The organism is uncultured Campylobacter sp. (genome assembly GCF_938017775.1).
GTDB lineage: Bacteria > Campylobacterota > Campylobacteria > Campylobacterales > Campylobacteraceae > Campylobacter_B.
In genome coordinates, this window is record NZ_CALIIU010000021.1 from 27,673 (window position 1) to 53,894 (window position 26,222).

Genomic DNA, 26,222 nt, shown 5'->3' on the forward strand with positions numbered 1-26,222 from the left:
TTACCCCTCGCTCTCTTCGTAGCTTAGGCTCGCGTCCATCTGCTTATGCGCAAGCACGATAGCGCAGATCATCGCCACGAGCAGCATCACGGCGGCAAGCTCGAAAATCGCCAGATATTTCGTAAAAATAATCATCCCAAGCGCCTCGGTATCGTCGGTGTTTAAAATTTTAAGCGTTTCTACGTTGTTTGCGACCACCGCGCCGAGCACGATAATCACGAGCAAAAATACGATCACGCCGCTAAGTGCGAAAAATAGCCTTGCACCCTTTTTCGGCTCGCTTACGTTTTTATCTGCGCCCAAAAACATCAGCGCGAAGCCGTAAAGCACGATCACGGCGCCAGCGTAGACTATGATCTGCACTACGCCCAAAAACTCCGCATCCAGCAAAAAGAAAAATCCGCTCATAAAGACCATGCCGCCGGCCAGCGCGCTAAGGGCGTAAAGGACGTTTTTGCTAAAAACGCTGATGCCGAAAAGTGCCAGGCAAACCGCGCTGAAAAAATAAAATGCAAGCGTTTGTATCATTGCTCCTCCCCCTGCGCGGCGGAATCTTCTGCGCATTGCGAGGCAGAATTTTCTTTGGAATTTCGCGCCGAATCAAGCATAGAATTTTCAGCGTCCGCGGCGGAATTCTTTTTGAAATTTGCCTTAGATTTTTTACCTCGCATCGCAGAATTCCCCGCGTCTTGCGGAACGAAATTTTCTTTAGAATTCTCCGAAGAATCGTCGTTCGTAGCAAGACCGCCCGTGGAATTCTCGACGTGCGGCGCAACCGAATTCTCTTTAAAATTTTTACTTTGAGCGGCGGAATCTTCGGCGCTCTGCGGAGCAAAATTTTCTTTAGAATTCTCCGCCAAATTTATACTATCCGTAGCGGAATCGCCGGTGCTTTGCGAGGTAGAATTTCCTTTAGAATTTCGCTGCGAATCAGGCGCGGAATTTTGAGCGTCCGTAACGGAATTTTCTTTAGAATTTTCGGCGTCCGCGGCGGAGTTTTCCTTTAAGCTTGCCCGCCCGACGTCTTGCCGCTCGGCTAAAATTTCGCCGCTTAAGCCCGCGCCTGAAAATAGAATTTTATCGCTAGCGGCGCCTTCTTTTTTGGAGCTTTCCACGGCGCTGCTTTTTAAATTTGAACCCGCGCTCTTTAAGCTTGGCTCGTCGCTTGCGGCGTCGCTTTTTATATAGGCATTCGGCGTCATCTTGATCCGCGCGCCCGCGTTTTCATCCAGGCTGCCATAGCCCGCAAACTCCTGCGCCGCGCCGTTTAGGCATAAATTTTCGCCGCGAATTAAAAGATCCTCTTTAAATCCGTAATACGCGCGCTGTTCGCTCGCAAGCTCATATTCGCAGCCGTGCACGATAGCGATCTCGGGGCAGACGTCCGCGCAAAGCCCGCAATAGACGCAGCGCCCTAAATTTATCGAGTAGTTATCTACCTTTTTGCGGCCATCGCTGCCGAGGCTGGTCTCCATCGCGATGCAGTTTGCAACGCAGATCTTCTCGCACAAGCCGCATCCGATGCAGCGCTCACTGCCGCTTTCAAGCAGGCGCATAAGCTTGTGCACGCCGCGATATCTAGGCGGCATGACAAATTTTTCCATAGGATATCGAAGCGTATGCGAGCCGCCGCGCTTAAACATATTTCGCAAAACGACCCACAGTCCCACGAAAAGCTCGCCGCGAAAGGTGCGGGTTAGAAATCTACGAAACTTATCGCCGCCTGAGTTAATAGGGGCTCGTTTATCGATCTGGGCGTATCTTGCCATCGTACCCTCCTTAAACGATCGCTAGCGCGGTAATTAGCACGCAAGCAAGAGCTAACGGCATGCAGACTTTCCAGCAAAGCCCCATCAGCTGATCGGGGCGCAGGTGCGGCCACGCCGCGCGCGCCCATAAGAAGCAGAAAAACACGAGGCTTGATTTTAATACCATCATGACGCCGCCAGGGATAAACCAAAACGCGTTAAATCCGCCCAAAAACAGTAGCGTCGTAACGACTGAGTAGGTTATGATATTGGCGTATTCGCCGATAAAAAACATACCCCAGCGCATGCCCGAATACGCCGTACCCGCGCCCGCTACGATCTCGGTTTCGTTTTCGGTGAGGCATAGCGGCGTGCGGTTGCACTCTACAAAGGCGGCGATAAGAAAGAGCGCGAAGCAGACGGGCTCTTTCCAGATAAACCACTTATCTATGCCGCCGCTTTGCGCGCTTACGATGTCTATAAGCGAGAGCGAGCCCGTGATCATCACGATAGGGATCAGGCTAAGGCCGTTGATCACCTCAAAGCAGGTGATCTGCAAAAACGCACGAAATGCGCCTATCGTGCCCCATTTATTGTAGCTCGCAAGCCCTCCAATCAGCAGTCCATAAACGCAGGTACCGCTAGCTCCGAGCAAAAATAAAATTCCCACATTTATATCGCTTAAAATCGGCTGGATGGTTCGCCCGCCGATCGTAAACTCCGGCAGCAGCGGCACTACCGAAAGCGCCACGAAAGCGCCCGTAGCCGATATTATTGGCGCGATTTTAAAAAGAAGCTTATTCGCCCGCGTAGGTATCGCGTCCTCTTTGGTAAAAAGCTTTATCATATCCGCACCCACTTGCAAAAGCCCAACAGGTCCGACCATAGAAGGCCCGATCCTGCGCTGCATAAAGGCAAGCACTTTGCGCTCGGCGTAGGTCGCAAGCCCCGAGAGCAGCGCGATGACGGCTAAAATCACGAGCGCCTTTAAGACGGTGGCTACGAAATAAAATACACTATCGCTCATCTGCCCTCTCCTTTGGAATTTGAAATTTTCTCGATTTTCGCCCTTGCGTAGCGCGAGGTTTTGAAAAATATCTCGCCGCGCAGTTTCTCATCAAAATACGGCAGATAGGCCCCGCTAAAGCCTGGATCGATCTTTACGCTAGCGACGATTTCGCGCTTTAAGCTTACGAGCCCCTCTGCGCCGCTTTCGCTATTTTCATTACCGGCGGCATCGGCTTTATGAGTACCGCTTGCACGATCCGCTTTTTTTGCATGGCTAGCGCCGTCCTTGTCGCTTTCTTTATCAGTAGCGCTAGCTTTACGTACATCGCTAGTTTTTTCATTATGCCCCGCATCGTCTGCTTGGTAAATTTTAACGACGTCACCTGCGCTTAAGCCCAGAGCTTCGGCGATGCCGGGGCTTAGATACAGTGCGCCCGCTTCGCCCAGAGCGCTGCTTGCGCCGCTAAATTTATTGAATTGATGCAGCGGATTTGCCTCATAGATTAAAATTTCGCCCTCGCCTGCTCTAAGCGGCGCGGAAGGCGAAATTTCAAACTCCTCCTCGCTAGCGGCGAACTTCTCATTTCGCAGCTCATATCCGCGGTGGTTTGCGCCGCCGTTGTCATAAAAATTTTCTAAATCGTCAAATTTAACCTGCTCAAAATCTGCGCCCAAGTTTGACGTATAGCTGATCGCGTGTTCCGCGCAAACTCCCAGCGCACAGGCGATGTCGTTTAGCTCATATCCGCCATAATCAAGCGCCGCATTCGTAGGCACTACGCGCTTGTCGTAGTTCGTGAATGTGCCCTCCTGCTGCACCAAGCTAGGCGCGTCCAGATCGGCTTCCAGCACGCCGAAGCTAATATCGCCCGCTTCGTTGTAGCCTAATGTCTCGCCCGCGCTCATTTGCGCGCTAAGTTCACAGATGAGCGCGACGCCAAGGCTATTCGTGCGCGGCGGCACCACTAGTACTTTAAATGGCGTGTAGCGCTGCACCAAGCCCGCTAGACGCGCAAGCATGGCGCTATTTGGCGTGCGGATAAAATCCTCGCCGATGATAAGCGAAAAACGCTCCTTTTTAGCCAAAAGCTCATCTACTTTCTGCTCATCCAGCCCGAGCGCGCGGGCAAAATTTGAAATTTTACTTTCCGCAGGATTTTCGGAATTCTGCGCGGAATTTTTTGCGGAATTTTTTGCGTTGCCGTCCGCGCTTGCGGAATTTTCGGCACCGCTCACACTCGCAACATTCCCAGAGCCATTTGCCTCCGCAGAATTCTCAGGATTTTGCGAATCTGCGGGTTTATCGTCTAAATTTTCCTTCGTCGCGGCGCGCGAAATTTCAAATTCCGCCGCGAGTTTCGCATCCAGCCACTCAGGCAGATCGCGCCCGAACTTTTGCAAGATCCAAAGCAGGATCTGTGCTTCCAAGCCCGCGGCGTGCGGCTGATGGATGAAATTTTTGCCAAAACCTTTAATGCCCTCGTCGCAAAACGGATGAAAATAGATCCCGCTTGCCTTATTTATCTTACAGGCACTATTTACCGCATAGCCCAGATTTGGAGCGTCACTGCGCAAAAATGTGCCGCAAACTACGATGAAATCGCTATTTTTAATAGTCTGCGAATCCGCATTATAAAATTTCGTGCCGCTAAGCTTTGAAAATTCGCGCAGGAATTTTTGATAGGCAAGCGCTTCGTCGTTGATCAGAGCGAGTTTAAATTTTTGCCGCAAAAGCTCTAAAATCCGGGCTTCTTCATTGGTGATGAAACTATTAAATTTAATATTTTTGATCTCGCCGTCCTCGATGCCGCGCACGATACGGCTAAAAACCGCTTCGTTTTTGCTCGCCCGCTCGTTTGAGAAATCCCAGCCGAAGCGCGCTCCTGCATGCAGAACGCTAAAATTTATGTCGCTGCTAACGCGATAAATTTTTTCACGCGGCTCGCCTATGCCGCGGCGCTTCACCTCGTAATAAAGCAGTTCGCAGTCGCTGCTGTGCGGATTGGAAGCGGGGATTTGGCGCAGCTCCCAGGCGTTTGAAACGTATTTAAACGCGCGCTCTACCAGAGCTCCAGTCGGGCAGACCGCCGCGCTCTCGCCATAGTTTACGCAATCGTCATTTTCATTTACCCGCGCGATTAGGCTTTTTTGCAGCTTATTCCACACGGCGTAGGCGTCTTTTGGCATCGCGTCCTTTTGCTCCTTACTCGGCGCGTCTCCGCCGCGCGGAACGAGCTTAAACGCATCTATGCCCAGGCGGTCTTTCGCGGCGGTGATACAGCGCTCGCAAACGATGCAAAGACTAGGATCATAGCTCAAATAACCCCAATCCTGCACCTCGCGCGCCGTATCGCGGATAGCGTAGCTTTGAGCATTTGTGCGCATCAGATGGGCTAAATTTTGAAGCTCGCACTCGCCGCTTTGATCGCAAACCCCGCACGCCATCGGATGGTTGATGCAATAAACCTGCGTGATCGCCTCGCGCTCGGCGTCGATCTCGGGGCTGCGGCTGTAAACGACCATGCCGTCCTTGGCCTTGGCGTTGCAGCTATAGACGCGCTTGCCGTCCGCTTCGACCATACAAAGCCTGCATGCGAGCGTCGGCGTACCGCCGCTTAGATAACAAAGCGCGGGGATAAAAACGCCGCAGCGACGCGCGACCTGCAAGATATACTCGCCCTCGTCGCACTCGCAAACTTTACCGTCGATCGTGATCTTTGCCATTTTAAACCTTAGAAATTTCGGCTAGTTCGAAATTATAGCCGCTAAAGCCCCGTCCGCCCGAGCCTAGAAGCGCGATCGCGCCATTTATCCACCCCTCTTGGATAAATTCTTTTTCCAAATTTAAATGCGGCGTTTTGATGCGGACGCGATCGCCGTATTTGATCTTTGCGACCATACTAAAATACACTCCGCCGACGAGCCGATCATCCGCATCGTGTTTGAAAACCACGGCGCCGTCGAAGTTCATAGGCTCTTTAAGCGGGCTTAAATTTACCGCATGCGGTGCGGCCAGCTCCACTTGCTCGCCGCGTAAGCTTAAAATTTTAACTCCGAATTCTGCCGCTATGAGAGACAGAAAAGCTTTGATATTTTCGGCATCGGGATGAGTTTTAATAAGCGCATCGTCGATCAAAAGCGCGTCGCAGCCTCCCCGTAAAAACTCCGCGATTTGTTCGATCTCCTCCTCGTCCACGTTGCTTTCGCCGTTTAGATACTCCAGATCCAGCTCCGCGAAATATGGCTCGTCGCAAAAGCTCGCGCAGATTAGCGCCAGCACGAAGTTTTGCGCGCCGATCTCGCATTTAATCAGCTCACTTTCTAAATACGGATCTCGCAACGGCGATACGCTTAAAATTTTAGCGTGTTTAAAACCTTCCGTAAGCCCCGGACTTTGCAGTCTAAGTAGCGGCGCAAAATTTAAAATTTTCATATTCTCCCCTTTTTTGCGACGATCATCCAATCGACCTGATTGTATCTGATAGAATTTAATAGCGTGGAATTTAGCCCCTCCACCAGATCTGCGCTTTTTTGAACCGCGCTGAAATCGCCCATCTCAAACATAAAGATCATCGTCTCGCCGTGAGCGGAATTTTTTAAAATTTCGCCCATACGGTTTAAAAATTTATCGCCCAGATGCCTCAAATCATAGCGCTTCATCGATCCACCTCGCCTAAGATAATATTAGTGCTGCCGATGATCGCCGCGGCGTCGGCAAGATACTGCCCCGGTAAAATTTCCTCATAGACCGCGCAATGCCAAAAGCTCGGCGTGCGGATCTTAAGGCGGTACGGGCGGCTTTCGCCCATCGAGCGGATATAAAATCCAAGCTCGCCCTTAGGACTCTCGCTCGCGGCGTAAATTTCGCCCACGGGCGGGCGCAAACCCTGCGTAACCAGCACGAAATGCTGCATCAGCGAGTAGTTTTGCGTCATGATCTGCTCTTTGCTAGGATTTACGTAGGCGGGATCAATCGCTAAAATTTGCGGATCGCTTAGCGGATAGTGCTTCGCACACTGGCGCAAAATTTTAAGGCTCTCGCGCATCTCTGCCATATAACACTTATAGCGCGCGTAGCAATCGCCCTCGCTCGCATACGGCACGTCAAAATCAAGCTCGTTGTAGATGAGATATGGCTCTTCTTTTCGGATATCCCACGCATGCCCGCTAGCGCGCAAGCTCACGCCGCTACAGCCGCAGCTAAGGGCATCTTCGTACGAGATCACGCCCACGCCCTCGGTTCGCATCAGCCAAATTCTATTCGTATCGAGCATATCTTCAAATTCTTTAATGTCGCTTGGGAATTCGTCGCAAAATTTCAACATCTCTTCTAACCAGCCGTTAGGCAAATCCAAAAAGACGCCGCCGATTTTGATATTATTGTGCGTAAGGCGCGCGCCGCAGTATTTTTCTATGAGATCAAGTATGTATTCGCGCGAGCGAAAGCAATAAAGAAATACCGTCATCGCGCCGATATCAAGCGCGTGCGTACCCAAAAATAGAAGGTGCGAGCTAATGCGATTAAGCTCCAGTAGGATCGTGCGGATGATCTGCGCGCGGCGCGGCACTTCGATGCCGCAGAGCTTCTCAACCGCGGCGCAAAAGCCGTAGTTGTTCGAGCCCGATGCGATGTAATCGATGCGGTCGGTTACAGGAACGAATTCCGCGTAGATCATATTTTCTGCCATCTTTTCGATGCCTCGGTGCATATAGCCTACGCCGGGGCGGGCTCGCACGATTCGCTCGCCGTCAAGCTCCAGCACGAGCTTTAGCTGGCCGTGCGCGCTTGGATGCTGCGGACCGAAATTTAAGATCATATTCGCGCCCTCGCGCTCGTACTCGATGTTTTCGAAAAACGGTCTTAGCTTGCTTGGATTTTGCATTATTTTCTCTTTGTGATGATCTTGTAAATTCCGCGTTTAGCGCGTTTTACGAAGCGCACGCCGCCCTCTTCTTGATATTCTTGTAAAATTTTTTCTTGCGGCCTAGGCTCGCCGTAACCGCTCTCATGGTAGAGGCGCGCGAAGTTAAAGGTATCTTTTTCATCTACGAATGCGGAATTTCGGTTCTCTTCGCCGATCCGTTCGCGTGCGCCAACCCCAAAAATTTTATCCACCTCGTACCACTTGGCAAAATCGTCTCCTTGCAGCGGATAGGACTTTAAAAGAGGGTGTCCGAACCAATCATCGGGCATTATTAGGCGCGCTAAATTTGGATGATTCTCAATCCAAACGCCCATCATATCGTATAGCTCGCGCTCCGCCCAGTTCGCGCTTTTGTAAATACCCGCAGCGCTTTGCAAAAAGCTCTCATTCGGTACGAAGCACTTTAGCCGCGCGCGGCGCGCTCTTTTGATATCCAAAAGCTGATAAAAAACCTCGATGCCGCCGCGAGTCTCGGTAAAATCTACTCCGCTTAGCTCGCATAAAATTTCATATCCCGCACCCTTAAGCGCACGCAGCGCCGCTAAATTTTGCGCAGGCTCCACGTAGAGCACGAGAGTGTTAAATTCCACGTACGAGTTTAAAATTTGGACGCCTTCAAGCGCGTCCAGATCGTCTTTGAAATCGCTCTCGTTTGCGCTGGATTTAGGCGTTTCCTCGGGAATGAAAAATCTGTCTTTGTAGTAATTTTTTTTACTCTGATCGCCTTTGGGATTAAATTTTCTCATCAGATCAGCCTTTTTGCCTTTTGCGCGCGGCGCGGAGTTTGGGTGCGGATCTTTTTTTGCAGCACCATCAGCGCAAACTGCAGCGTCTCGGGGCGCGGCGCGCATCCAGGCAGATAGATATCAACTGGCACTATGCGGTCGCAGCCCTGTACCGTCGCGTAGGTATTAAACATCCCCCCGGTATTGGCGCAGCTGCCCATGCTGATGACCCATTTGGGCTCGGGCATCGCGTCATATAGGCGGCGCGTAAACTCGGCGTGCTTTTTGCTAAGCGTGCCTGCGATTATCATCACATCCGATTGCTTGGCGCTTGCGCGAAATATCGTGCCGAAGCGGTCAAAGTCAAATCTGCCCGCACCCGCCGCCATCATCTCGATCGCACAGCAAGCAAGCCCGTACGTCATCGCCCACAAGGAGTTACTCCTGCCCCACGCGATCAGCTTATCGACGGTGGTGAGAACTATGGGAAGTCCGTTTTCGCGCGCGTAGTTTATCTTATGCTCTGCCAATTTAGCGCTCCTTTTTTCCAGGCGTAGATGAAACCGATGCCTAATAATACGATGAAAAACGCCATCTCCACGAGCCCGAACACGCCTAAAATTTTAAAATTTACCGCCCACGGAAACATAAAGATAATCTCGACGTCAAAAAGTATGAAAAGCACGGCTATCAAAAAAAAGTGGGAGTTCATTCGGTTAGGCTGTTTGACGGCCTCGGGTCCGCTTTCGTAAATTTCGCCCTTTAGCCGCTCATCGCGCCTGTCTGCTAAACGCGAGCCTACCAAAGAGGATAGTTTAACGATGAGCGAAAAGACGCAAAAAGCTAGGATTAGCATTACGAATATTCCGAAATACGGGCTTTGCAGCGGAATTCTAGACATTTTTCGCCTCGGTTTTAAAATTTAATGCGGATTGTAACGAAGTATTGATTTAATAAAGCTTAGCGCGCGCCACTAAATTCGCTTTTAAAAGTAAAATTTAATATACCTCTCTCGTGCGATTTAGTGGGGATTAAGGCGCGTGTGGTAAAATTTCGCGGATTTTAAGGGAGAGCTATGAAATCTAGCAAGATAAGTCTCATTTTCTACGGCATATTCTGCGGCGTAACAATTTATTTTCTTATCTGGGGATTCGGTTTTATAGGAAGCGGCGATAAAATGCTATTTTTAGTTTCGGTATTTTTAGGCATCTTTATGGCCTTTAATATCGGCGGAAACGACGTGGCAAATTCCTTTGGCACCAGCGTCGGAAGCGGCACCCTTAGTATCGCGCAAGCCCTTTGTATCGCGGCGGTATTTGAAGCAAGCGGCGCGGTAATCGCAGGCGGCGAAGTAACTTCGACGATCCGCAGCGGCATAATCGATCTTAGCAAAATGGACGTGCATCCTAGGGATTTTATCTACGTAATGATGAGCGCGCTTTTTGCGGCGGGGGCATGGTTGCTTTTTGCCAGCAGAAAGGGTTTGCCCGTATCCACTACTCATGCGATCATCGGCGGTATCGTAGGCTCGGGACTTACGCTAGGCGCTCTACTTAATACCGCAGAGACTTCCGCATTGTGGCTCGTGCAATGGGATAAGATCGGCAAAATAGCGATCTCTTGGGTGCTCTCGCCAATTTTGGGCGGAGTGATCTCCTTTGGAATTTTCTGGCTCATCAAACATTATATTTTGGATTATAACCGCTACGCTCAAATAAAGATCGACCGCATAAAGCGCGAAAAAAAATCTCTCCGCAAGCTTCACAAAAAGACCTTCGAGACCCTGGACGACATCCAAAAGATCGCCTATGCAGAGGCGCTAAATCACGATATTTACGCGATGCGCGATCCAGATTTTGATCCAAGTGAGCTGGATAGCGAGTATTATAAAAAGGTGATCGAGCTTGACGCTAAAAAAGAGAAGCTCAAATCCCACAAGGCCCTAGAGTACGGAATCCCTGCCGTAGCCGGTATCGGAGCCTTCGTAATCTCGGCGATGCTGATATTTAAGGGGCTGCATAATCTAAATTTCGGGCTTACAAATTTTTACAACTACCTCATCATCGGTATGTCGACGCTAATTACCTGGCTTTTGATGTTTATTTTCGCTAAAACCCTGCGCCGCTCAAATTTAAACAAATCCGCGTTTTTGATGTTTAGCTGGCTGCAGGTACTCACTGCTAGCGGCTTTGCCTTTTCGCACGGCAGCAACGACATCGCAAACGCCGTGGGTCCGTTTGCCGCCATCATCGATACGATGGCTACGAATAGTATCAATCCCTCCACTCCCGTACCGCAGCAGATTATGATAATGTTCGCAGTAGCCCTCATAGCGGGGCTTTGGTTCATCGGCAAAGAGGTAATCGCCACCGTAGGCACCAATCTTACGAAAATCCACCCCGCCTCGGGCTTTAGCGCCGAGCTCGCAAGCGCCGTCGTCGTCATGGCGGCATCGGTGCTGGGGCTGCCAATCTCCTCGACCCACGTGCTAATCGGCGCGATTTTAGGAATCGGCCTGGTAAATCACAGCACAAACTGGTCGCTGATGAAGCCGATTGGGCTAGCGTGGATCATCACTCTGCCGGTCTCGGCGCTGCTTTCGGCGTTTGCATTCGTGCTTTTGCGCCACGTATTTTAGGCTAAATTTAAAAATCCGCTCCCCGGAATTTTAAAATTTCGCAAAATTCTACGCAGGCTAAATTTTAAAATTTTGCGGCGGCGAACCGAGTAAATTTTACAGCTCCTCTTGCGACGCGCTACAGCGCAAAACCGGCTCGCAGCGGCGCAGATCCCGCCTGCGCGCCCCGTAAAAAATTTAATAAAATTTTAGCTACAATCACCCTTTTAAATTTAGGAAAGCTATGAGTAAATTTGAAATTTTCAGATCGACCCTTGCCGTGATGATGGGCTACGTACCGCTGGGGCTGGCGTTTGGTATCTACGGCATCAGCCAAGACCTGCCCGTATGGGCACTGGCGCTAACCTCGCTGCTGATCTACGCAGGCAGCGTGGAGTTCGTGCTGATCGCGTTCATCGCAACCCACGCCTCGCTCGTAGATACCTTCGTCGTGGCGTTTTTGCTAAATTTTCGCCATTTTTTCTACACGATGTCGCTACTGGACGAGCTGCGCTTCGTGCGTCATAAAATTTACGCCGTATATGCTCTTACCGACGAAACCTTTGCGCTGCTAAAAGCGCGCGCGTTTTTGCGCCCCGAGGAGCTTAGCGGCGAACAGCCCGTAACGCCGCAGAGACTAAAAGAGCTTGATCTGCTCTATAATCTAACCGCGGTCTTAAATCACTCCTACTGGGTCGCGGGCGTCGTTGCAGGGGCTGTTTTGGGAGCAAGCTTAAAGCTCGATTTTAGCGGAGTCGAGTTTAGTCTGACGGCGCTTTTTGCGATGCTAACCTATGAGGTTTTTAAAGCAAACCCGCAATACAAAGTGCTATTTCTGGGCTTTGCCTGCGCATTTGCGGGGCTTTTTATCTTTCCTGCAAAATACTTTTTATTCGGCACCCTGATTTTCGGCACTGCGGTACTGCTACTCTTTCGTAAATACTTCGAGCGACCTTCGCACGCGGGACGCAGGCTGCGAAAATTCCCAAAAAGGAGTAAGTAGTGGAAATTTTGCCCTATATCTTTCTGGCCTCGCTCGCTACGATTTTGACGCGATTTTTGCCGCTGCTGCTTTTTAAGAAAAAGACCGCAAGTCCAAATCTGGCGTATTTGCAGAAAAACTCGGGGCTTTTGATAATGGTCGTTTTGACGATCTATGCGCTTAAGACGATGCTGCCTAGCTTTTCAGGCGAGCGGGCTTTTAGCGCGGACGCGCTGCAAACGGCGGTGCTGCTATTTTGCCTGATTATGGCGTTTGTCGTGCATGCTAAATTTCGCAATTCCCTCGTTACGATAGCGCTTCCTACGCTAAGTTATATGGCGGCGCTACGCTTTTTATTAAATTATTGATAAATTTATAAGTTAGTTTTCGATAAACTTCAAAAATTAATTTTTAAGTTTAAAAAAGGTTAAAGTTTTATGAATTTTATCAGTCAAATGGTGCATAGCTTCGCCAAAAAATACGCCGCCGAAACTATGCAAAAATCTCTATACAACTCCCTTAGAATCGACATCACACAGGAAAATATCGCTAAAATTCCAAACCCCGATAAAAAATATATGCTCTACATGCATGTGCCCTTTTGTCACACGTTTTGCCCGTACTGCTCCTTTCACAAATACGCCTACGATCGCGGTGCGTGCAAGGCGTATTTCAGCGCGCTGCGCACCGAGATGCAGCGCACGAAGGACGCAGGCTACGACTTTGAGACGCTTTATGTAGGCGGCGGCACGACGCTTATCGATGAGGATGAGCTAGCGCGCACGCTGGAGCTTGCAAAGTCACTTTTTAGCATTAAAGAGGTTTCGTGTGAGAGCGATCCCAACCACATCGAGCCTGAGAGCTTGCTGCGATTTCGTGGGCTAATAGATCGCCTAAGCGTGGGAGTTCAGAGCTTTGATGACGATATTTTACGTAAAGCTTCGCGTTACGATAAATTTGGCTCAGGCGAAATTTTACAAGAAAAGCTATCCCGAGCGGTCGGAATTTTGCCGATTTTAAGCCTGGATCTGATCTTTAATTTTCCGTTTCAAACGCGCAAAATTTTACTTCGCGACATCGAAGCGGCAAAGGCGGTGAAACCCGAACAGATCACGCTGTATCCGCTGATGAAATCGCCTTTGATGCGCGATCAAATAGCACGTAGCCTCGGCGTTAGCAACATAGACCGCGAAGAGGAGTTTTACTTCATCATCTGCAAGGAATTTTCTAGCTGGCACCGCAGCAACGCATGGGCCTTTGCTCGCGAAAAATCAAATATGAGCGACGAGTACGTAGGCACGAATCACGAATACGTGGGCATCGGAAGCGGTGCGTTTAGTTTCTTAGGCGGCAGGCTGCTCGTAAATGCGTTCAACCTCGAAGACTACGCAAGCAGAGTGCATAAAAACGAAAGCACCGTCATCGCCACTTGCGATTTTAGCAGATCCGAGCGCGCGAAATACCTCTTTTTGACCGAGCTTTTCAACGGCGAGATCGATATCGCTAAATTTAACGCCGCAAACGATCTAAATTTGCGCCGCGAACTGGGCAGAGAACTTAGCCTGCTAAGGCTTGCAGGAGCCGTGCGCATCGAGGGCGAGATCATCCGTACGACGGAATTTGGCGCGTATTTGTGCCTTGTTTTGATGAAGGAATTTTACACCGGTATGGACAAGGTGCGCGCAGCTTTTCGCGACGATGCCAAGATTAAGCGCGTAAAACAGCTCATCATTATGGATGAAAGCGAATCCGCCGCAGCTAGCGCGGCAAAAAGCGAGATAGCCTCGTAAATTTTACGCCCGGCCGCTACGACTAGCGCTTGGACGCACCCGCGACTTAAGCGCAAATATCGTCTGGCATTTAAAACACAAACGAATTTTTTATTTCAAAATTTAGGAAACGCCGCAATGAAACGCAGAATGATCAAGCTATTCATTTTATTTCTGTTTTTTGTCCTTGTATTTGAGCTCGTCGGCAATCTTTTTAATTTCGGCCGCTTCCCGTTTCATAAGAGCTGCGAGCCGTTTATGATGATAAACCGATATGGTAGCGGCGATTCAAACGATAGGTGCATAATGCAACTTATGGATGAAAATCGAACGGCCGATCTTTTCTTATATTACTTTAAAACCAAATATAATCACGAGGAGCCATTGTCAGAGCTGGACGAAAAAGCTATAAAATTTTTAAATATTCCAAACTCAAAGATAATCACCGTAAATAAAGACGGCATGGAAAAGAAATTTTTAATAAGCGATTAAATTTAAATAGCAAAGAAGCCCTGCTTCAATTGCAATATCAAAGCCTAACAAATCGAGAATTTTAAAAATTTATAAAATTAAAGGAGGAGCAATGAGTAATCTAAAACTCATACAAAACTGGTACGCTTCCAAATGCGATGGAGAATGGGAGCATCAATACGGCCTTACGCTGGAGACGGTCGATAACCCGGGCTGGTGGATCGAAATCGATGGTGAGAGCGGGAAAAAGCCTATAAAAATAAATGTCGATAGAGATGACGAGGATTGGTTTTTCATCAATGCCACGGAAAACGAACTCAAAGGAAGTTGCGGAGCCGAAAATTTAGAGGAATTATTGGAGCATGTAGTAAAATGGCTAACGGATTAAAATTTAGCAAGACAAATAAAGGAGCCTAGATGATCGAAGTCGAGATAAAAAACGAATCTTGCAAAAAGACCGAAATTACGCTTGCAAATATCGAAATTGTTAAGGACGCCGTAAAGGAATTTGCCTATAAAAGCTTTAAGGGCAGCTATCTGTTTTTTGATATTTACGGCGAGATAGATATGGATTTTCGCGCGCTTGGAGCAATTGGCGAAGGAGATGAAAACAATATCCGAAAAATAGATCTTAAAAAATATGAAAAAAGCTCCGTAGGCGCCACCGACATATCGCAAGATATGGAGGGCGTGGAATTCTGCACCTATTTTAAGCTGGATCAAAGTGAAATTTTAAAGCAAATATTATATTATATAGCCTATGAAAGATTTGAAGGCGGCTATTACGCAAAGGGTAAATTTATAGGCAAAAACAGAGACGATCTTATTTTTATCGGTATCTGCGGCGATGTAAAAAATTGCGCCGAAATAAAGAGCGTCGATTTAGATGAAATAATAAAAAGTATGCCCAAGCTCTCGGAATCAAATAATTTTTATATTAACGAGTTTATGAGATCGACCAAACGGATCGATGAGGTAAATTCTATCGGCAACCGATTAAATTTAAAAAGGAGATACTATGAAATTTAAAATTTTGAAACCGAATGAACTATACGGCTGGGTTTTTAACAAAGATGAAGAACTTTATAAGGCTTTAGGATTTGATTGTTGGATGGATTCGTTTGTTCGCATATTAGCTAAAATTCCGGGTACCAGGAAAAAAGATATTTTGGATTACCTTGAATATGAAATTTTTGATTGGTACGAATGGTTTGAACTATATGGGATTATCCAAAGCGACTATAAGCTGGCGGACGAAGATAATCCTGAAATTTCAGCCTATCCGACATACGCGGGAGAGTATTTCGGAGTAATGGGCCAACTATTTTTAGGGGGTATGATAGACTTCGGCATAGAGGGCGAAAATTTAAGAAAGAAATGGGCTGACTTCGATACGAATTTATCCAAGATCGATCTGGGTATGTCGCTTTATGAGAAGTGGATCTATTTTAGAGATAATTTCTTTTTTGGGTATAAATTTTTAGAGGAGGAGAACATAACTCCCAAAGCAGAGATAACTTGGAAGAATCCCGATACCTGGAGTAGATTTAGCCACTGGATGTGTATGACTAATGCGGGCAAAGAGTATCGTGATAAAATTTTAAAGCCGAGGCTTTATGAAAAGTATAAAGATGTGAGTATAGAGGTGTAATTTAGCGATTACAAATAACGAAAATTTATTATGAACATGTTTAATCTAGCAAGCAAAAAGGACTTTAAATGACTATCTTACCAATATCAACCTTCGACAATGACTTACAAAGAGGTGATATTATAAAATTTAACGACGATGAGCTTATGGTCTGCGATGAGCGCTGTTTCTGGACAGAAAATCCTTGCCTTTTAAATTTAAAAGATACCAAATATTTTGAGCTGCCTAGCGAGATGCTATCAAGCAAAGCGGGATTTGTCGTGGACAAGGAGCAATTGATTCGTAATTTAGCAAATTTCGGCATCAATGCGAGCCCCCAGGAGGTATTTATATGCTCCGATAATTACCTTAGTAGCAATGAACTAGAAGATTGCGACGAAACAATCCCTGGTTTCAGACTGATAAAACCTAGGGATAAATTCGGACGCAATAGACGCATAAAGACAAATTTGATAGAAAAGCTTAGTATTCCTCTCTTGAAATTCCTCGGAAAGATCAAGGTCGGAGATATTATCGAATGTAGAAAATCCTGCTATCCATACGAGAAAAATGTAAGCTTTATCGTAGTAAAAGCAAAAGACGATGATGGAGTAAATTTTATAAAATTGATCGTAATTAGCGGCTACAAAGCGGGTTTATGGGTTTTGCCGTTTTTATTTAAAACGGATAAAAACACAATAGAAGCAGACTGGCTAATTAAAAATTGGAAATATATTTTTTATAAATGCTGCGATATAAGGCACACTTATGTAAATTTACAAAATCGAAAAGAGGTTTTAAATTTTACCGATAAGCAACTGGAAAATTTTATAAAAATGAAGCGAAAGAGATTTAAATTTAAATGGAAAAAGTAGATGGGGATTTTAAATCACGCAACAAAAGGTTTTTAAAAGGCGGCGGCGATGATAAAAGACGTTATAAATCCAAGTAATTTTGACGTAGAATTCAGGAAAATAAGCAGAAATAAAAGAGGCGTAGCCAGATCGAGAATAGATTTTGAAAATATCGATGTAGAGGCTAAAATAAGGCTAGTTATGTTTTTAATTTCAAAAGCAAGCCACTTAGATAGCGTAGTTTATAAAATTCTTTTTTGGGAAAGAGATGAGAAAATAGAAGAATATCTTCTTAAAAATATGAAGGGGCAATACACAAAAGCTAAGCCTTATAAAAACGGCGCCAGAGCGGGCGTTATTTTTATAAAAGAAAAGACGCTTGAGCCAAATTTTTTGAGATCCATACTGCTACGCCATTTTAATTTTGAGCTGGCAAAAGAACCCTCTTTGAACATTAGAGTTCAGTTAGCCGTAAACAATAAAGAGAAATTTTCGATTTTATTTGATATATACGATGACCGAGGCTGCTATGTGTATTACTTTTAAAATTTTATAATGAAAATATTTGAGGAAAGAGGATATGGCAATTTGGCAATGTGAGTTTTTTATTCTGCCTAAAAGCGATACCTACGATCTGCAATACGACCGGCAATATGGCAATATAAAGCTCTTTGAAGACGATAAGTATTGGAAAAAGGCAAAGATCAAAAAGAGATATTTTCTGAAATTTTCGCACCTATTAAAGCCCGAAAAATCTTAGTCTAACGAAATGGATCTATATGGAAGCGAAAACGGCAACCGCTTAGAGGTATTTTTTGATGCTAATAATATAATAGAGTCCGTTACGTTTCGTATCGATTTTAGATCCGAGTATGAAGCCGTATTAAGGGGCATAATATCATTGTGTGAGAAAAACGGTTTTTGCATTATAGACGGCAATTTAAAGAATTTAAAATTATCCTTTAATGCTATAAAAGAGGCAATCAACAAATCCAAAAACAAAGAATTTTTTACAGAACTTGTTAGAAATAGTATAATAGGCGATAAAGACGAGTAGCCCATCATAGAAGCCGTAGACGATTTCAAATTTAAGGATGATTAAAAATGATTGTAAAATGTATAAAAGAAGATAGGCATGAGCATCTGAGATTAAATAGAACCTATTTTGTTTATGGCATTCAATACATAAATGAGGAGATGCATTATTGTATATTACCGTATGAAGGAATTTGGTATTGGAGTCAATTTGGTGCTGAATATTTTCAAATAATAGATGAAACGATACCTACGAATTGGAAATTTGGGATGTACGGGGAATATTTTAGATGCTTTACCGCGTCTTACGAAGAGGCCGCAACCGATGAAGATCATTATGGAAAGCTTATTGATGGAGACCCAATAGAAGAGGAAATTTTTAGGAAGAGAAGAGCCGAGATGATCGATGATGTATATAATACGCATATCATCAAAGATTTTAACCGTTTCATATATGATCTAAGCTCCAACCTATCGGTGCAGATGAATATCGCAAATAAAGTACTGGATATAGAGATATCTGACACAAACACTGAGGTCAAACACCGCAAAATGAATATTTTAAAGGATGACGGATATAGCTGGTATTTGATAGAATCAGACGCGAGCACCTTTAAAGCCAACGCTACTAATGATTATTTAAGACCCGTATTAAAATATCTTAAATTGTGGCTAGGCAAAAAGAATTTTAGATAACCGGGCGGAAAGATTTAATATGGCGAGCGCGACCGATAAAGAAATTTTTATAAAAATTTTGAATGAAGATATTAATGTATGGCGCCCGGTAAAGGCTGCTCAAATCGCGCAATATATTTTTAAAATTACCGATACGACGAAATTTGAATCCGAACTGGATGAAATTTTAGAATTTAAATACGGAGATATCGTTAAGTGTAAGGAAAAAGATGGCGATTTCTATGCTTTTGAGCTATTATGAAAAAACCCGCCTTATAAATAGCAATGCGCTTATCATATGGCTTGATTTAATCCCATTTTTCGCTATAATGAGCGTCAAATTTCACTCACGGGGATAGCGATGAGCCTTGTTTCTTATGAATTAAAAAAGCAAAAACTAGATGGAGCGCGCAATGTGGCGCTTTGGAAGGCGCGTGGCGGCGTGGCGGCAGTAGTGCTGGCACTATTCATCGCTATGCGCAAGGATTTCGGAGATTTCTCGTTCCTGTTTTTATTGGTACTGCTAGCTCTTGCTTATCCTGCTTACAAATACCTAGCCGTGCGTATTTCGCGTAAATTTGAAGCGCTCAGCGAAGAGGCTTTTAAAAACGAATTTTTGCTTTGGATCGCAAAGGAGCTGCGTCTTACTTTTCAGCCTTTTGGCGCGTTTTTACTCGATGAAATTTACAAAAATCCGCTCCGTAAAGAAGCAAATCTATGCACTTGCAAGCACGCTATAGTGGGTAAGACGCCCGAATTTGGTATAAAAATCGGTGACATCTGCCTAAGTCGCGATTTTGATAAAAACAGAGAAAATCGGGTCTTTGAGCTGGATAAAATTTTGCATCTTAAAAAAAAGGATGATACGGCGATTTTCGACGGGCTTTTTGCAAAATTTGATTTTAGCGAGACCTTCGATAGTAAAATTTTAGTCGTACCGCGCGGAGAGTTCATCTTCGGCGCGTCGGATCTTAAGCTGCTTAAAGACAGCCCGCATTTAAGCGCATCGTTTGACGTCTATCTCAACAATCCCGCTGCCGCCGCATTTTTGCAAAACAAAAAAATTTTAGAAAACATGCAGACGATCACCGTAAATTTATTTGGTAAAACCGAGCTTTATCTGGGCGAAAATAGCCTTGTAATAGGCGTTGAAAATAGCGAAATTTTCAAATCCGCGCCGAGCTCGCAAAGCGCGAAGCTGCTCGAAAGCCTAAATAAAATGATCGAGATCGCTAAAATTTTTGCCTATCTCAAAAAGCTCGGGCAGGTGGAATAAAAACATTCGGTTTTGTAAATTTAAAACAGGGTTGCAGCGGGCGAAATAGAATTTACGATAAGGGATAAATTTAAAAAGGAGGGGCTGCGTTATGGATATAAACGAAATACAAGCTAAAACTCGCAGTATGCGCGCCCTATATGTCGAGGATGATAATGAGGTAAGGCGGCAGACCGCGAAAATTTTAAAACTATTCTTTCATCAAGTTATCGACTGCGGCGACGCGCGGGAAGGTATCGAGAAATTTAAAGCAAACAAAGCGGGTATTGTTTTTACCGATATCAATATGCCGGGCATTAACGGGCTTGAAATGATAGAGCAGATCAAACAGATTGATCCTTTGGTAAAAACGGTTATATTCTCGGCTCATGACGAGTCTAAATTTTTTACCAAAGCGATATCCATCGGCGTGAACGGCTATATTCTAAAGCCTTTTACGACCGAGGATCTACTAAGCGTGCTTGAAAAAATCACGCAAAGTATCGAAACCAAACCCGCAAAGTTTATTTATCTAAGCGGCGATTTCGTGTGGGACAAGCAGAGATTGAGCTTATCCAAGGCGGGCGAAATAATCAAACTAACCAAAAACGAAACTTCTTTGTTGCAGCTGCTTCTAAGCTCTAGCGGACGGATCGCAAGCGGCCTTGAGATAGAAAACGAGCTGTTTGAGGACTGCGACGAGTATAACGACAAACGGGTAAGAAATATCATATCCAGATTTCACCGAAAAATCGGCTATAAGCTGATAGAAAACATCTACTCGCAAGGATACAGAATAAAATGGCGATAGTAGACATCAAAAAAAACCATCAGAGATTTGAGACGATATTTTCAAATTCCGGCGTCGGCATCTTCATCGTGGATAAGAAAAGAAACATTATGGAGTGCAACGAGACCTTTTGCAAAATTTTCGGCTACAAATACGACGAGATCATCGGCAAATCCGCGCAAACCATACATTTAAGCGAAGAAAAATACTTGCACTTCGCAGACATCGCCTTTAATAAAGTAAGGAAAAATGAGGCTCTGCAGCTAAACTACGAGCTAAGGCACAAAAGCGGCAAAGGGCTGTGGATTAGAATTTCGGGCGATTCCATATCGGGAAACGACGAGGTGCTTTGGATAGTGGTGGATATCACCAAAAGAGTGATGGCGGAGAAGAAATTAAAACAAAGCAGGCTAAAGGTCAAACGGCTAAATTTAACGCTCAACCACGAGATCGAGGAGCAGTTAAAGCTCATAAGGCGCCAAGACGAGCAGCTGCAGTATCAATCAAGGCTCGCTCAGATGGGCGAAATTTTAAATATGATAGCGCATCAATGGAGGCAGCCGCTATCTGCTATCTCGGCTACGGCTTCGTATCTAAGCACTAGCTGCTTGATGGCGGATAAATTTGACAAAACCGCCCTTTTGGAGGAACTCGGCAAGATCGAGCAGTATTCCAAGCACCTATCCGAAACGATCGACGAGTTTAGAAATTTCTTTAAGCCCGCCAAGATCAAGGAAGTTACGAGCCTGGAGGAGCTTTGCAATATGGCGATAAATATCGCAAAAGCGATACTGCAAAACCAAAAGATTAAAATTTACGCGAAATACGGCTGCAACCAGACTCTGCTCACATATAAAAACGAGGTTTCGCAGGTTATTTTAAATATCATAAAAAACGCGCAGGACGCCTTTTTGGAAAGAAATATCGACGACGGCGTTATCGAAATTTCAACCTATATCGAAAAATCTTATCTTTGCTTAAGCGTAAAAGACAATGCAGGCGGCATCAAAAAGGAGATCGCGGATAAAATTTTCGATCTGTATTTTTCTACCAAAGCCAGCAAAAACGGCACCGGCATCGGGCTATATATGTCAAAGATCATCATCGAAGATCACTGCAAGGGCTCGCTCGTCGTAGAGAGCCTAAAGAACGGCTCAAATTTCATAATCAAACTTCCGAAATGAAGCTTTTCTGAGACAATTTAAAATTTAATTCAAATTTACGCTACAAATGGGCTGCACTCTTTTTATATAATTAACAAAGATTAAATTTTATGTAAGGAGGAAGCGATGAGCGAACCTGAAGACAAAATTTATCTGGAGGAGCGGAAGCTTGTTAGAAGATATTCTCCGCTCACATCGGTGCTTGTTAACACTCTGTTTTTGTTTGTGGTGTTTTACGCATCGTGGTGGATCTTTCAAGATCCTAGGGGACTGATGAGGATGTATACTCCATACGTGGGGTATATGTGGTGTAGATGGCTGCTCGTAGTCATCATCTGGATCGCGTATATTTTTAATTTTTGGCCATTCAAAAGAGAGTGGCTCTATACGGCGGGGCCCGCGAAAAAGGGCATTATCTTTACGGTGATGGTGTTTTTTACCTTCTTCGTATTCTTAAAGATATTCTTCGAATTTATTCTAGGCGAGCTTGCCATATCGTATTTTAGTCCGCGAAGGCTTGCAGAGCTTGGTATAACCGATTTTTACGCGCTTGAATACTCGGCACAGGCTATTTTGATGTTTGCCGCTATCGCGTCGTGGCTAAGTCCTTCTTGGGTGGTAGCTGCGGATAATTCGCCGTGGCAGAAGCTAAAGCAGCCCGTTAAAGGCTTTACAGTTTTTATCTGGACCTTTTTGCTAAGTATGATTGTGTATTTCGTATTTTTCCATTCGCAAATGGGAATTTTATTCGATCCGTGGCAAAAATACACATCCATTACTCCGCCTTGGTGGCATAATTTCGCCGATACCGTGCACGGAAATTTCAATATTGCATGGATTATGTGCTGTACCGTTATGGTCTGGGTATATGAAACTATCTGGGAGAGGTATCCTTTTAGCCTTATTAAGACGAATTGGCTTAGAAGGACGGCGTCGTTTTTCGGCATTATAGCGATGGCGTTTTGCTTTTCATTCTTCTTTTATTATCTGCAAGAGCTCATCTGGGGTGTGCATATTAGAGGCGATAGAAGGCTTTTTGCGCCCGATTGGAGATGGCTGCACGTAGGCGAGATAGCTATATTTTGGCTGGTGCCGGTGCTATTTATTAAATTTTACTGCAACAATGCGGTCAATAAATTTTCAAAGCCCGTCAATATCCTTCTTAGAACGATCATAAGCATGGTAGCGGCTATCGTCCTATACTACGTTTATTATCAGGTCTCTCACTTTTTGCTAGGCACTCAAAAGGGCTTTTCGCATCCGCAACAATTCCCGATGATCCCGATGATCTGGTTTATCAACGTTATGCTGATAAATTACTGGTTTATGGACGGTTGGCCGGGATGGAAACTTGCTGGTAAAAAAGAAGAAGCGGATGAAGTAGGCGAAGAAGACGATTTTAGAAATAAAAATTCCATCAAAGGCTTGGTTGTGGGCTTTATCATAGGCGTGATCATCTATCTCGCCGTAGTTTATCTAGCGCCTGTCGTGGGCAATATGCTTACAATTTTTAAATAAAGGATATGAGATGAATGAAGCTAGAAGAGATTTTATAAAAGGCGGCGCAGCGGGCATAGGACTCGGTGCGCTCGCATCGATGGGGGTATTTTCATACTCTCCTGCGAGGGAATTTTTTCTTCCGGATGAAGTGCGAAAGATGACCGATTTTGGCGCGATTAAAAGCGTCGAGGTTACTAATATCTCCGAAACGAGCTGGTTTGATAACTCGATGCTGATGGGAGATATTAAAGGCGCAGGCGGACTGCTCGTTAATCAATATCTATTTAACTGGCCGCCGTTTGGTAACGGCAAAGGGCTTGCCAAAGGAAGCTACGAAGAGGGAATTTCACAGATCAAACATCTCCTGCCGGATAAAATAGATGAGGCGTGGGAGGCAACCAAAAAACTCTCCGTAAATCCCGATAATGCGGGCGGCTACTCTGCTTTGATAGAGATAGAGCGGCTAAACGGCGAAAAGAAAAAATATCTGCTTGATTGCGGTTGGTCCTATAAATGGATGCACGAGTGCTTTAAGCGAGAGGGGATCGATAAGATGCTGCAAAGCGGCGAGATCGACACTCTCATAATGTCGCACGAGCACTACGATCACTTTTGGGCGCTACCCGTCGTTTTAAAGTATAAGCCCGACATCAGAATCATCATTCACGAAGGCTTTTACCCCGAGGGCAGACAATATATCAAAGATTCGGGTCACAAGGGCGAGCTTGTAGTGTTTAAAAAGGGCAGAAACGAGATCGAGCCCGGAATGTGCACGTTCTGCTATGATTGCCCTATCATTACGAGAGTTTTTGGCGAGCAGTCGATCTTCGTAAATGTCAAAGACAAAGGTCTTGTGAGCATTACGGGATGTTGTCATCAGGGTATTATTACATTCTCTGATTCCGCATACAAAGAGCTAAAATATGACAACGACCAGCTCTATGGGCTTTACGGCGGACTTCATATCTCGCCGTTTGATGACTGGGATCCTAAATACGACGATCTGGTTATTGGACTGAAAAGATGGAACTACCAAGTCATGGCGTGCAACCACTGCACGGGCCTGCTGACCGTGCAAAAATTCGTCCGCGAGGGCTATCCGATCGTAAAAGGCACGGCTAGATTTAGAACCAAAACGTCCGATTATCTCGGCAACGGCGATAAGGTTAAATTTGGATAGAAGCATGGAATTCCAAGATATTTTCCCTTTGAAATTTAAATACTCATTTGAGGATTACAGGTCGCTTATGAGATGTATATTGATGAAGTCTCTTTACGATAGCGACGTAAAATCCTCAAGCAGGTATCAGGGGATGTATAAGGGGAACTATTTTAACGAATGCTGGAGCATAAAATTCGGCTTTTACGGCGGAATTTACGGTATCGTTTTGCGGGAGGTGAAAGAGGATACGGGCGTATTTGAGCTTTATTATTTCCCCTCCGCAAATGACGAGCTGCTAGACAACGTCTCGCTTTTTGAAGCCGTTTTAACCGGAGGGCCGGAGTTTTTAACAAAAGTGCGAAATTTCTCCGCGCACGAGGAGCTTTTAAATAACTTCTGCGTCGCTACGATCTACTTAAAACCGCAAGAGCGGGACATAGCGCTATCTTTTAAAACAAAGCTCAGAGATAGGTCGTACGCAAAGGACGGCGTCTGCGTAGAGGGCAAGCAGATCATCGCAAAAGAGGGGCTCGATAAAAATTTCCCCTGCTTTAGGATATCGCTTGCGTTTATGAACTTTTTGCATATCGCGCTTTGTAAAATTTACGAGCCGCGCTACGAGAGCTTTGAAATTTACAAAAAAGCGGCTCGCGCCGTGATCTATGACAAAGATCGTAATTTAGAAAGCAAAGCAGATCCGCTCTGCGGCGAAATTTTTGTAAATTTAATCTACGGCGAGGACGCGGGCGACGGGCGCTTTAAATTTAACGATAAAACCTTTAAAAAGCTACCCGGCTCGGCGCCTTTGTTTAAATTTTTGCTGCGCTTAGCCAAAGAGGATAAAAAGCAAATTTTTATGCAAGGCGGCGAGCGGCCGAATTTCTTCATCGTCACCGGCTATCTGGGCTCTGGCAAGACGAAATTTATCCAAAATTTCATCGAGCACGAAACGGCGCAAAATAGATTTACCGGCATCATCCAAAACGAGATCGGCAAGATCGGTCTCGACGGCGCGCTGCTGGACGCCAAATACGCGCTCGTAGAGATAGATGAGGGGTGCGTTTGCTGCTCTATGGCGGGGCAGATCAAGCTTGCGATTTCGCAGCTTAAGCCCAAAAAGCCCGACAGCATCGTGCTTGAAACCACGGGCGTCGCCAATCCTTTCAATATCTTAAGCGAGCTAAACGAGATAAAAGATGCGGTCAATCTATGCGCCATCGTCACAGTCGTCGATGGGGCGAATTTTTTAAAAGAGCGGGGCAGATCAAAAATAATGCTTGAGCAGATCAAGGCCGCCGACGTCATAGTGCTCAATAAAATCGATCTGATCTCGCCCGAGCAAAAGGAGCGGATACGACAAGCTTTGATCCAAAACAACCGCTGCGCCGAGATATTCGAGACGGTTGGCGCCGAGCTCAATCCAAACTATCTGCTCTACCGCCAGAGCGATACTTCCTATATGGCGTCCGTCCTGCTCGAGGGCAAAATGCATGCTACGCACGAAGACGAGGGGATAGTCTCGTTTAAAAAGGATCTACCTGAGGGCATCGATAGGCAAAATTTCATCAAATTTATGAGCAATATGCCGGAAAATTTTTACCGCATAAAAGGGCTTGCGAGCTTTAAAGATGATGAAGCGCAATACGTCGTGCAGTTCGTAAACGGTAAATTTGAGATAACGCCTTTTAGCGACCGCAAACGCTGCGATAATTTTTTGGTCTTTATTGGGCGAGGGATAGAGCAGGCGCCTTTTCGACCGATCTTTTTTAGGGCTTAGAGGTCAAATTGTTTTGATCCGTAGGGCAAATTTGTGCGTTTTTGGACGGCGATGCGGCACGACTTTATAAAAACGATAGAATGCCGCCGCCAAACATTAAATCTAAATACAGTTTGGCTTGATCTTTTGCGGTAAA

Annotated in this window: 29 protein-coding genes and 1 pseudogene; 20 read left to right on the top strand and 10 right to left on the bottom strand. The window is 45.6% G+C overall.

Going from position 1 to position 26,222, the window contains the following annotated elements; genetic code table 11:
- From Q0537_RS03645 to Q0537_RS03690, 10 genes and pseudogenes are all read right to left on the bottom strand, one after another.
- A complete protein-coding gene (locus tag Q0537_RS03645) occupies window positions 1–528 on the bottom strand; it encodes an NADH-quinone oxidoreductase subunit J (protein ID WP_299225182.1) in 528 nt (175 codons plus the stop codon).
- Between the two features lie 656 nt (window positions 529–1,184).
- Window positions 1,185–1,769, bottom strand: a pseudogene (gene nuoI, locus Q0537_RS03650) (NADH-quinone oxidoreductase subunit NuoI); the annotation flags it as partial.
- 10 nt (window positions 1,770–1,779) lie between these two features.
- The gene (gene nuoH / locus Q0537_RS03655) at window positions 1,780–2,775 is read right to left on the bottom strand and encodes an NADH-quinone oxidoreductase subunit NuoH (RefSeq protein ID WP_299225183.1); all 996 of its coding nucleotides are present in this window, start codon (window positions 2,773–2,775) and stop codon (window positions 1,780–1,782) included.
- Window positions 2,772–5,480: an NADH-quinone oxidoreductase subunit G gene (locus Q0537_RS03660; RefSeq protein ID WP_299225184.1), complete on the bottom strand. Its 2,709-nt coding sequence runs from the start codon at window positions 5,478–5,480 to the stop codon at window positions 2,772–2,774. Before Q0537_RS03660 ends, nuoH begins: the two co-directional genes overlap by 4 nt.
- 1 nt (window position 5,481) lies before the next feature.
- Window positions 5,482–6,189: a hypothetical protein gene (locus Q0537_RS03665; RefSeq protein WP_299225185.1), complete on the bottom strand. Its 708-nt coding sequence runs from the start codon at window positions 6,187–6,189 to the stop codon at window positions 5,482–5,484.
- Complete coding sequence (locus Q0537_RS03670; RefSeq protein ID WP_297989307.1) at window positions 6,186–6,416, bottom strand: NADH-ubiquinone oxidoreductase subunit E family protein; 231 nt, start codon at window positions 6,414–6,416, stop codon at window positions 6,186–6,188. Before Q0537_RS03670 ends, Q0537_RS03665 begins: the two co-directional genes overlap by 4 nt.
- On the bottom strand, window positions 6,413–7,639 hold the full coding sequence (nuoD, locus tag Q0537_RS03675) for an NADH dehydrogenase (quinone) subunit D (RefSeq protein WP_299225186.1): 1,227 nt from the start codon (window positions 7,637–7,639) through the stop codon (window positions 6,413–6,415). Before nuoD ends, Q0537_RS03670 begins: the two co-directional genes overlap by 4 nt.
- On the bottom strand, window positions 7,639–8,427 hold the full coding sequence (locus Q0537_RS03680; RefSeq protein WP_299225188.1) for an NADH-quinone oxidoreductase subunit C: 789 nt from the start codon (window positions 8,425–8,427) through the stop codon (window positions 7,639–7,641). Before Q0537_RS03680 ends, nuoD begins: the two co-directional genes overlap by 1 nt.
- On the bottom strand, window positions 8,427–8,936 hold the full coding sequence (locus Q0537_RS03685; RefSeq protein WP_297893620.1) for an NADH-quinone oxidoreductase subunit B family protein: 510 nt from the start codon (window positions 8,934–8,936) through the stop codon (window positions 8,427–8,429). The genes Q0537_RS03680 and Q0537_RS03685 overlap by 1 nt, the downstream gene beginning before the upstream one ends.
- Window positions 8,918–9,307 (bottom strand): NAD(P)H-quinone oxidoreductase subunit 3, encoded by a 390-nt coding sequence (locus Q0537_RS03690; RefSeq protein ID WP_005869774.1) that lies wholly within the window; start codon window positions 9,305–9,307, stop codon window positions 8,918–8,920. Before Q0537_RS03690 ends, Q0537_RS03685 begins: the two co-directional genes overlap by 19 nt.
- Window positions 9,308–9,481: 174 nt before the next feature.
- On the opposite strand from Q0537_RS03690, the gene Q0537_RS03695 reads away from it, so the two are divergent.
- The 20 genes from Q0537_RS03695 to Q0537_RS03790 all read left to right on the top strand — a co-directional run bounded on the left by Q0537_RS03695 (window position 9,482) and on the right by Q0537_RS03790 (window position 26,086).
- Window positions 9,482–11,044: an inorganic phosphate transporter gene (locus tag Q0537_RS03695; RefSeq protein WP_005869776.1), complete on the top strand. Its 1,563-nt coding sequence runs from the start codon at window positions 9,482–9,484 to the stop codon at window positions 11,042–11,044.
- A gap of 223 nt (window positions 11,045–11,267) precedes the next feature.
- A complete protein-coding gene (locus Q0537_RS03700; protein ID WP_299225190.1) occupies window positions 11,268–12,026 on the top strand; it encodes an AzlC family ABC transporter permease in 759 nt (252 codons plus the stop codon).
- Complete coding sequence (locus tag Q0537_RS03705) at window positions 12,026–12,373, top strand: AzlD domain-containing protein (RefSeq protein WP_299225192.1); 348 nt, start codon at window positions 12,026–12,028, stop codon at window positions 12,371–12,373. Before Q0537_RS03700 ends, Q0537_RS03705 begins: the two co-directional genes overlap by 1 nt.
- Before the next feature lie 69 nt (window positions 12,374–12,442).
- Entirely contained in the window at window positions 12,443–13,795 is a 1,353-nt protein-coding gene (locus Q0537_RS03710) for a coproporphyrinogen III oxidase family protein (protein WP_299225194.1), read from the top strand.
- A 117-nt stretch (window positions 13,796–13,912) separates the two neighbouring features.
- Window positions 13,913–14,266: a hypothetical protein gene (locus Q0537_RS03715; protein WP_299225195.1), complete on the top strand. Its 354-nt coding sequence runs from the start codon at window positions 13,913–13,915 to the stop codon at window positions 14,264–14,266.
- Window positions 14,267–14,357: 91 nt separating this feature from the next.
- Entirely contained in the window at window positions 14,358–14,633 is a 276-nt protein-coding gene (locus tag Q0537_RS03720) for an Imm53 family immunity protein (RefSeq protein ID WP_299225197.1), read from the top strand.
- A gap of 29 nt (window positions 14,634–14,662) precedes the next feature.
- Window positions 14,663–15,274: a hypothetical protein gene (locus Q0537_RS03725; protein WP_299225199.1), complete on the top strand. Its 612-nt coding sequence runs from the start codon at window positions 14,663–14,665 to the stop codon at window positions 15,272–15,274.
- Entirely contained in the window at window positions 15,264–15,896 is a 633-nt protein-coding gene (locus Q0537_RS03730) for a hypothetical protein (RefSeq protein WP_299225201.1), read from the top strand. Before Q0537_RS03725 ends, Q0537_RS03730 begins: the two co-directional genes overlap by 11 nt.
- Before the next feature lie 68 nt (window positions 15,897–15,964).
- Window positions 15,965–16,750, top strand: a complete 786-nt coding sequence (imm45, locus tag Q0537_RS03735) for an Imm45 family immunity protein (RefSeq protein WP_299225202.1) — start codon at window positions 15,965–15,967, stop codon at window positions 16,748–16,750.
- A 48-nt stretch (window positions 16,751–16,798) separates the two neighbouring features.
- The gene (locus tag Q0537_RS03740; protein WP_299225204.1) at window positions 16,799–17,275 is read left to right on the top strand and encodes a hypothetical protein; all 477 of its coding nucleotides are present in this window, start codon (window positions 16,799–16,801) and stop codon (window positions 17,273–17,275) included.
- Between the two features lie 34 nt (window positions 17,276–17,309).
- Complete coding sequence (locus Q0537_RS03745) at window positions 17,310–17,489, top strand: hypothetical protein (RefSeq protein WP_297894741.1); 180 nt, start codon at window positions 17,310–17,312, stop codon at window positions 17,487–17,489.
- 9 nt (window positions 17,490–17,498) lie between these two features.
- Window positions 17,499–17,786, top strand: a complete 288-nt coding sequence (locus Q0537_RS03750; RefSeq protein ID WP_299225206.1) for a hypothetical protein — start codon at window positions 17,499–17,501, stop codon at window positions 17,784–17,786.
- A gap of 377 nt (window positions 17,787–18,163) precedes the next feature.
- A complete protein-coding gene (locus Q0537_RS03755) occupies window positions 18,164–18,460 on the top strand; it encodes a hypothetical protein (RefSeq protein WP_299225208.1) in 297 nt (98 codons plus the stop codon).
- 19 nt (window positions 18,461–18,479) lie between these two features.
- On the top strand, window positions 18,480–18,701 hold the full coding sequence (locus Q0537_RS03760; RefSeq protein ID WP_299225210.1) for a hypothetical protein: 222 nt from the start codon (window positions 18,480–18,482) through the stop codon (window positions 18,699–18,701).
- 99 nt (window positions 18,702–18,800) lie between these two features.
- Window positions 18,801–19,715 carry a DUF3137 domain-containing protein gene (locus Q0537_RS03765; RefSeq protein ID WP_297915602.1) on the top strand — a complete coding sequence of 305 codons (915 nt, stop codon included), beginning with the start codon at window positions 18,801–18,803 and terminating at the stop codon, window positions 19,713–19,715.
- Between the two features lie 91 nt (window positions 19,716–19,806).
- Window positions 19,807–20,505 (top strand): response regulator, encoded by a 699-nt coding sequence (locus Q0537_RS03770; RefSeq protein WP_299225212.1) that lies wholly within the window; start codon window positions 19,807–19,809, stop codon window positions 20,503–20,505.
- Window positions 20,496–21,668: a PAS domain-containing sensor histidine kinase gene (locus tag Q0537_RS03775; RefSeq protein WP_299225214.1), complete on the top strand. Its 1,173-nt coding sequence runs from the start codon at window positions 20,496–20,498 to the stop codon at window positions 21,666–21,668. The genes Q0537_RS03770 and Q0537_RS03775 overlap by 10 nt, the downstream gene beginning before the upstream one ends.
- A 105-nt stretch (window positions 21,669–21,773) precedes the next feature.
- Window positions 21,774–23,165 carry a hypothetical protein gene (locus tag Q0537_RS03780; RefSeq protein ID WP_299225216.1) on the top strand — a complete coding sequence of 464 codons (1,392 nt, stop codon included), beginning with the start codon at window positions 21,774–21,776 and terminating at the stop codon, window positions 23,163–23,165.
- 10 nt (window positions 23,166–23,175) lie between these two features.
- Entirely contained in the window at window positions 23,176–24,327 is a 1,152-nt protein-coding gene (locus Q0537_RS03785; protein ID WP_299225218.1) for an MBL fold metallo-hydrolase, read from the top strand.
- Window positions 24,320–26,086: a CobW family GTP-binding protein gene (locus tag Q0537_RS03790; RefSeq protein ID WP_299225220.1), complete on the top strand. Its 1,767-nt coding sequence runs from the start codon at window positions 24,320–24,322 to the stop codon at window positions 26,084–26,086. The genes Q0537_RS03785 and Q0537_RS03790 overlap by 8 nt, the downstream gene beginning before the upstream one ends.
- Window positions 26,087–26,222: the final 136 nt, after the last annotated feature.

Excerpts from the sequence above, each read along its gene's own strand:
- Q0537_RS03645 (WP_299225182.1), bottom strand. The coding sequence starts at position 528 with ATGATACAAACGCTTGCATTTTATTTTTTCAGCGCGGTTTGCCTGGCA.
- nuoH (WP_299225183.1), bottom strand. The coding sequence starts at position 2,775 with ATGAGCGATAGTGTATTTTATTTCGTAGCCACCGTCTTAAAGGCGCTC.
- Q0537_RS03660 (WP_299225184.1), bottom strand. The coding sequence starts at position 5,480 with ATGGCAAAGATCACGATCGACGGTAAAGTTTGCGAGTGCGACGAGGGC.
- Q0537_RS03665 (WP_299225185.1), bottom strand. The coding sequence starts at position 6,189 with ATGAAAATTTTAAATTTTGCGCCGCTACTTAGACTGCAAAGTCCGGGG.
- Q0537_RS03670 (WP_297989307.1), bottom strand. The coding sequence starts at position 6,416 with ATGAAGCGCTATGATTTGAGGCATCTGGGCGATAAATTTTTAAACCGT.
- nuoD (WP_299225186.1), bottom strand. The coding sequence starts at position 7,639 with ATGCAAAATCCAAGCAAGCTAAGACCGTTTTTCGAAAACATCGAGTAC.
- Q0537_RS03680 (WP_299225188.1), bottom strand. The coding sequence starts at position 8,427 with ATGAGAAAATTTAATCCCAAAGGCGATCAGAGTAAAAAAAATTACTAC.
- Q0537_RS03690 (WP_005869774.1), bottom strand. The coding sequence starts at position 9,307 with ATGTCTAGAATTCCGCTGCAAAGCCCGTATTTCGGAATATTCGTAATG.
- Q0537_RS03695 (WP_005869776.1), top strand. The coding sequence starts at position 9,482 with ATGAAATCTAGCAAGATAAGTCTCATTTTCTACGGCATATTCTGCGGC.
- Q0537_RS03700 (WP_299225190.1), top strand. The coding sequence starts at position 11,268 with ATGAGTAAATTTGAAATTTTCAGATCGACCCTTGCCGTGATGATGGGC.
- Q0537_RS03710 (WP_299225194.1), top strand. The coding sequence starts at position 12,443 with ATGAATTTTATCAGTCAAATGGTGCATAGCTTCGCCAAAAAATACGCC.
- Q0537_RS03715 (WP_299225195.1), top strand. The coding sequence starts at position 13,913 with ATGAAACGCAGAATGATCAAGCTATTCATTTTATTTCTGTTTTTTGTC.
- Q0537_RS03720 (WP_299225197.1), top strand. The coding sequence starts at position 14,358 with ATGAGTAATCTAAAACTCATACAAAACTGGTACGCTTCCAAATGCGAT.
- Q0537_RS03725 (WP_299225199.1), top strand. The coding sequence starts at position 14,663 with ATGATCGAAGTCGAGATAAAAAACGAATCTTGCAAAAAGACCGAAATT.
- Q0537_RS03730 (WP_299225201.1), top strand. The coding sequence starts at position 15,264 with ATGAAATTTAAAATTTTGAAACCGAATGAACTATACGGCTGGGTTTTT.
- imm45 (WP_299225202.1), top strand. The coding sequence starts at position 15,965 with ATGACTATCTTACCAATATCAACCTTCGACAATGACTTACAAAGAGGT.
- Q0537_RS03740 (WP_299225204.1), top strand. The coding sequence starts at position 16,799 with ATGATAAAAGACGTTATAAATCCAAGTAATTTTGACGTAGAATTCAGG.
- Q0537_RS03745 (WP_297894741.1), top strand. The coding sequence starts at position 17,310 with ATGGCAATTTGGCAATGTGAGTTTTTTATTCTGCCTAAAAGCGATACC.
- Q0537_RS03750 (WP_299225206.1), top strand. The coding sequence starts at position 17,499 with ATGGATCTATATGGAAGCGAAAACGGCAACCGCTTAGAGGTATTTTTT.
- Q0537_RS03755 (WP_299225208.1), top strand. The coding sequence starts at position 18,164 with ATGATCGATGATGTATATAATACGCATATCATCAAAGATTTTAACCGT.
- Q0537_RS03760 (WP_299225210.1), top strand. The coding sequence starts at position 18,480 with ATGGCGAGCGCGACCGATAAAGAAATTTTTATAAAAATTTTGAATGAA.
- Q0537_RS03765 (WP_297915602.1), top strand. The coding sequence starts at position 18,801 with ATGAGCCTTGTTTCTTATGAATTAAAAAAGCAAAAACTAGATGGAGCG.
- Q0537_RS03770 (WP_299225212.1), top strand. The coding sequence starts at position 19,807 with ATGGATATAAACGAAATACAAGCTAAAACTCGCAGTATGCGCGCCCTA.
- Q0537_RS03775 (WP_299225214.1), top strand. The coding sequence starts at position 20,496 with ATGGCGATAGTAGACATCAAAAAAAACCATCAGAGATTTGAGACGATA.
- Q0537_RS03780 (WP_299225216.1), top strand. The coding sequence starts at position 21,774 with ATGAGCGAACCTGAAGACAAAATTTATCTGGAGGAGCGGAAGCTTGTT.
- Q0537_RS03785 (WP_299225218.1), top strand. The coding sequence starts at position 23,176 with ATGAATGAAGCTAGAAGAGATTTTATAAAAGGCGGCGCAGCGGGCATA.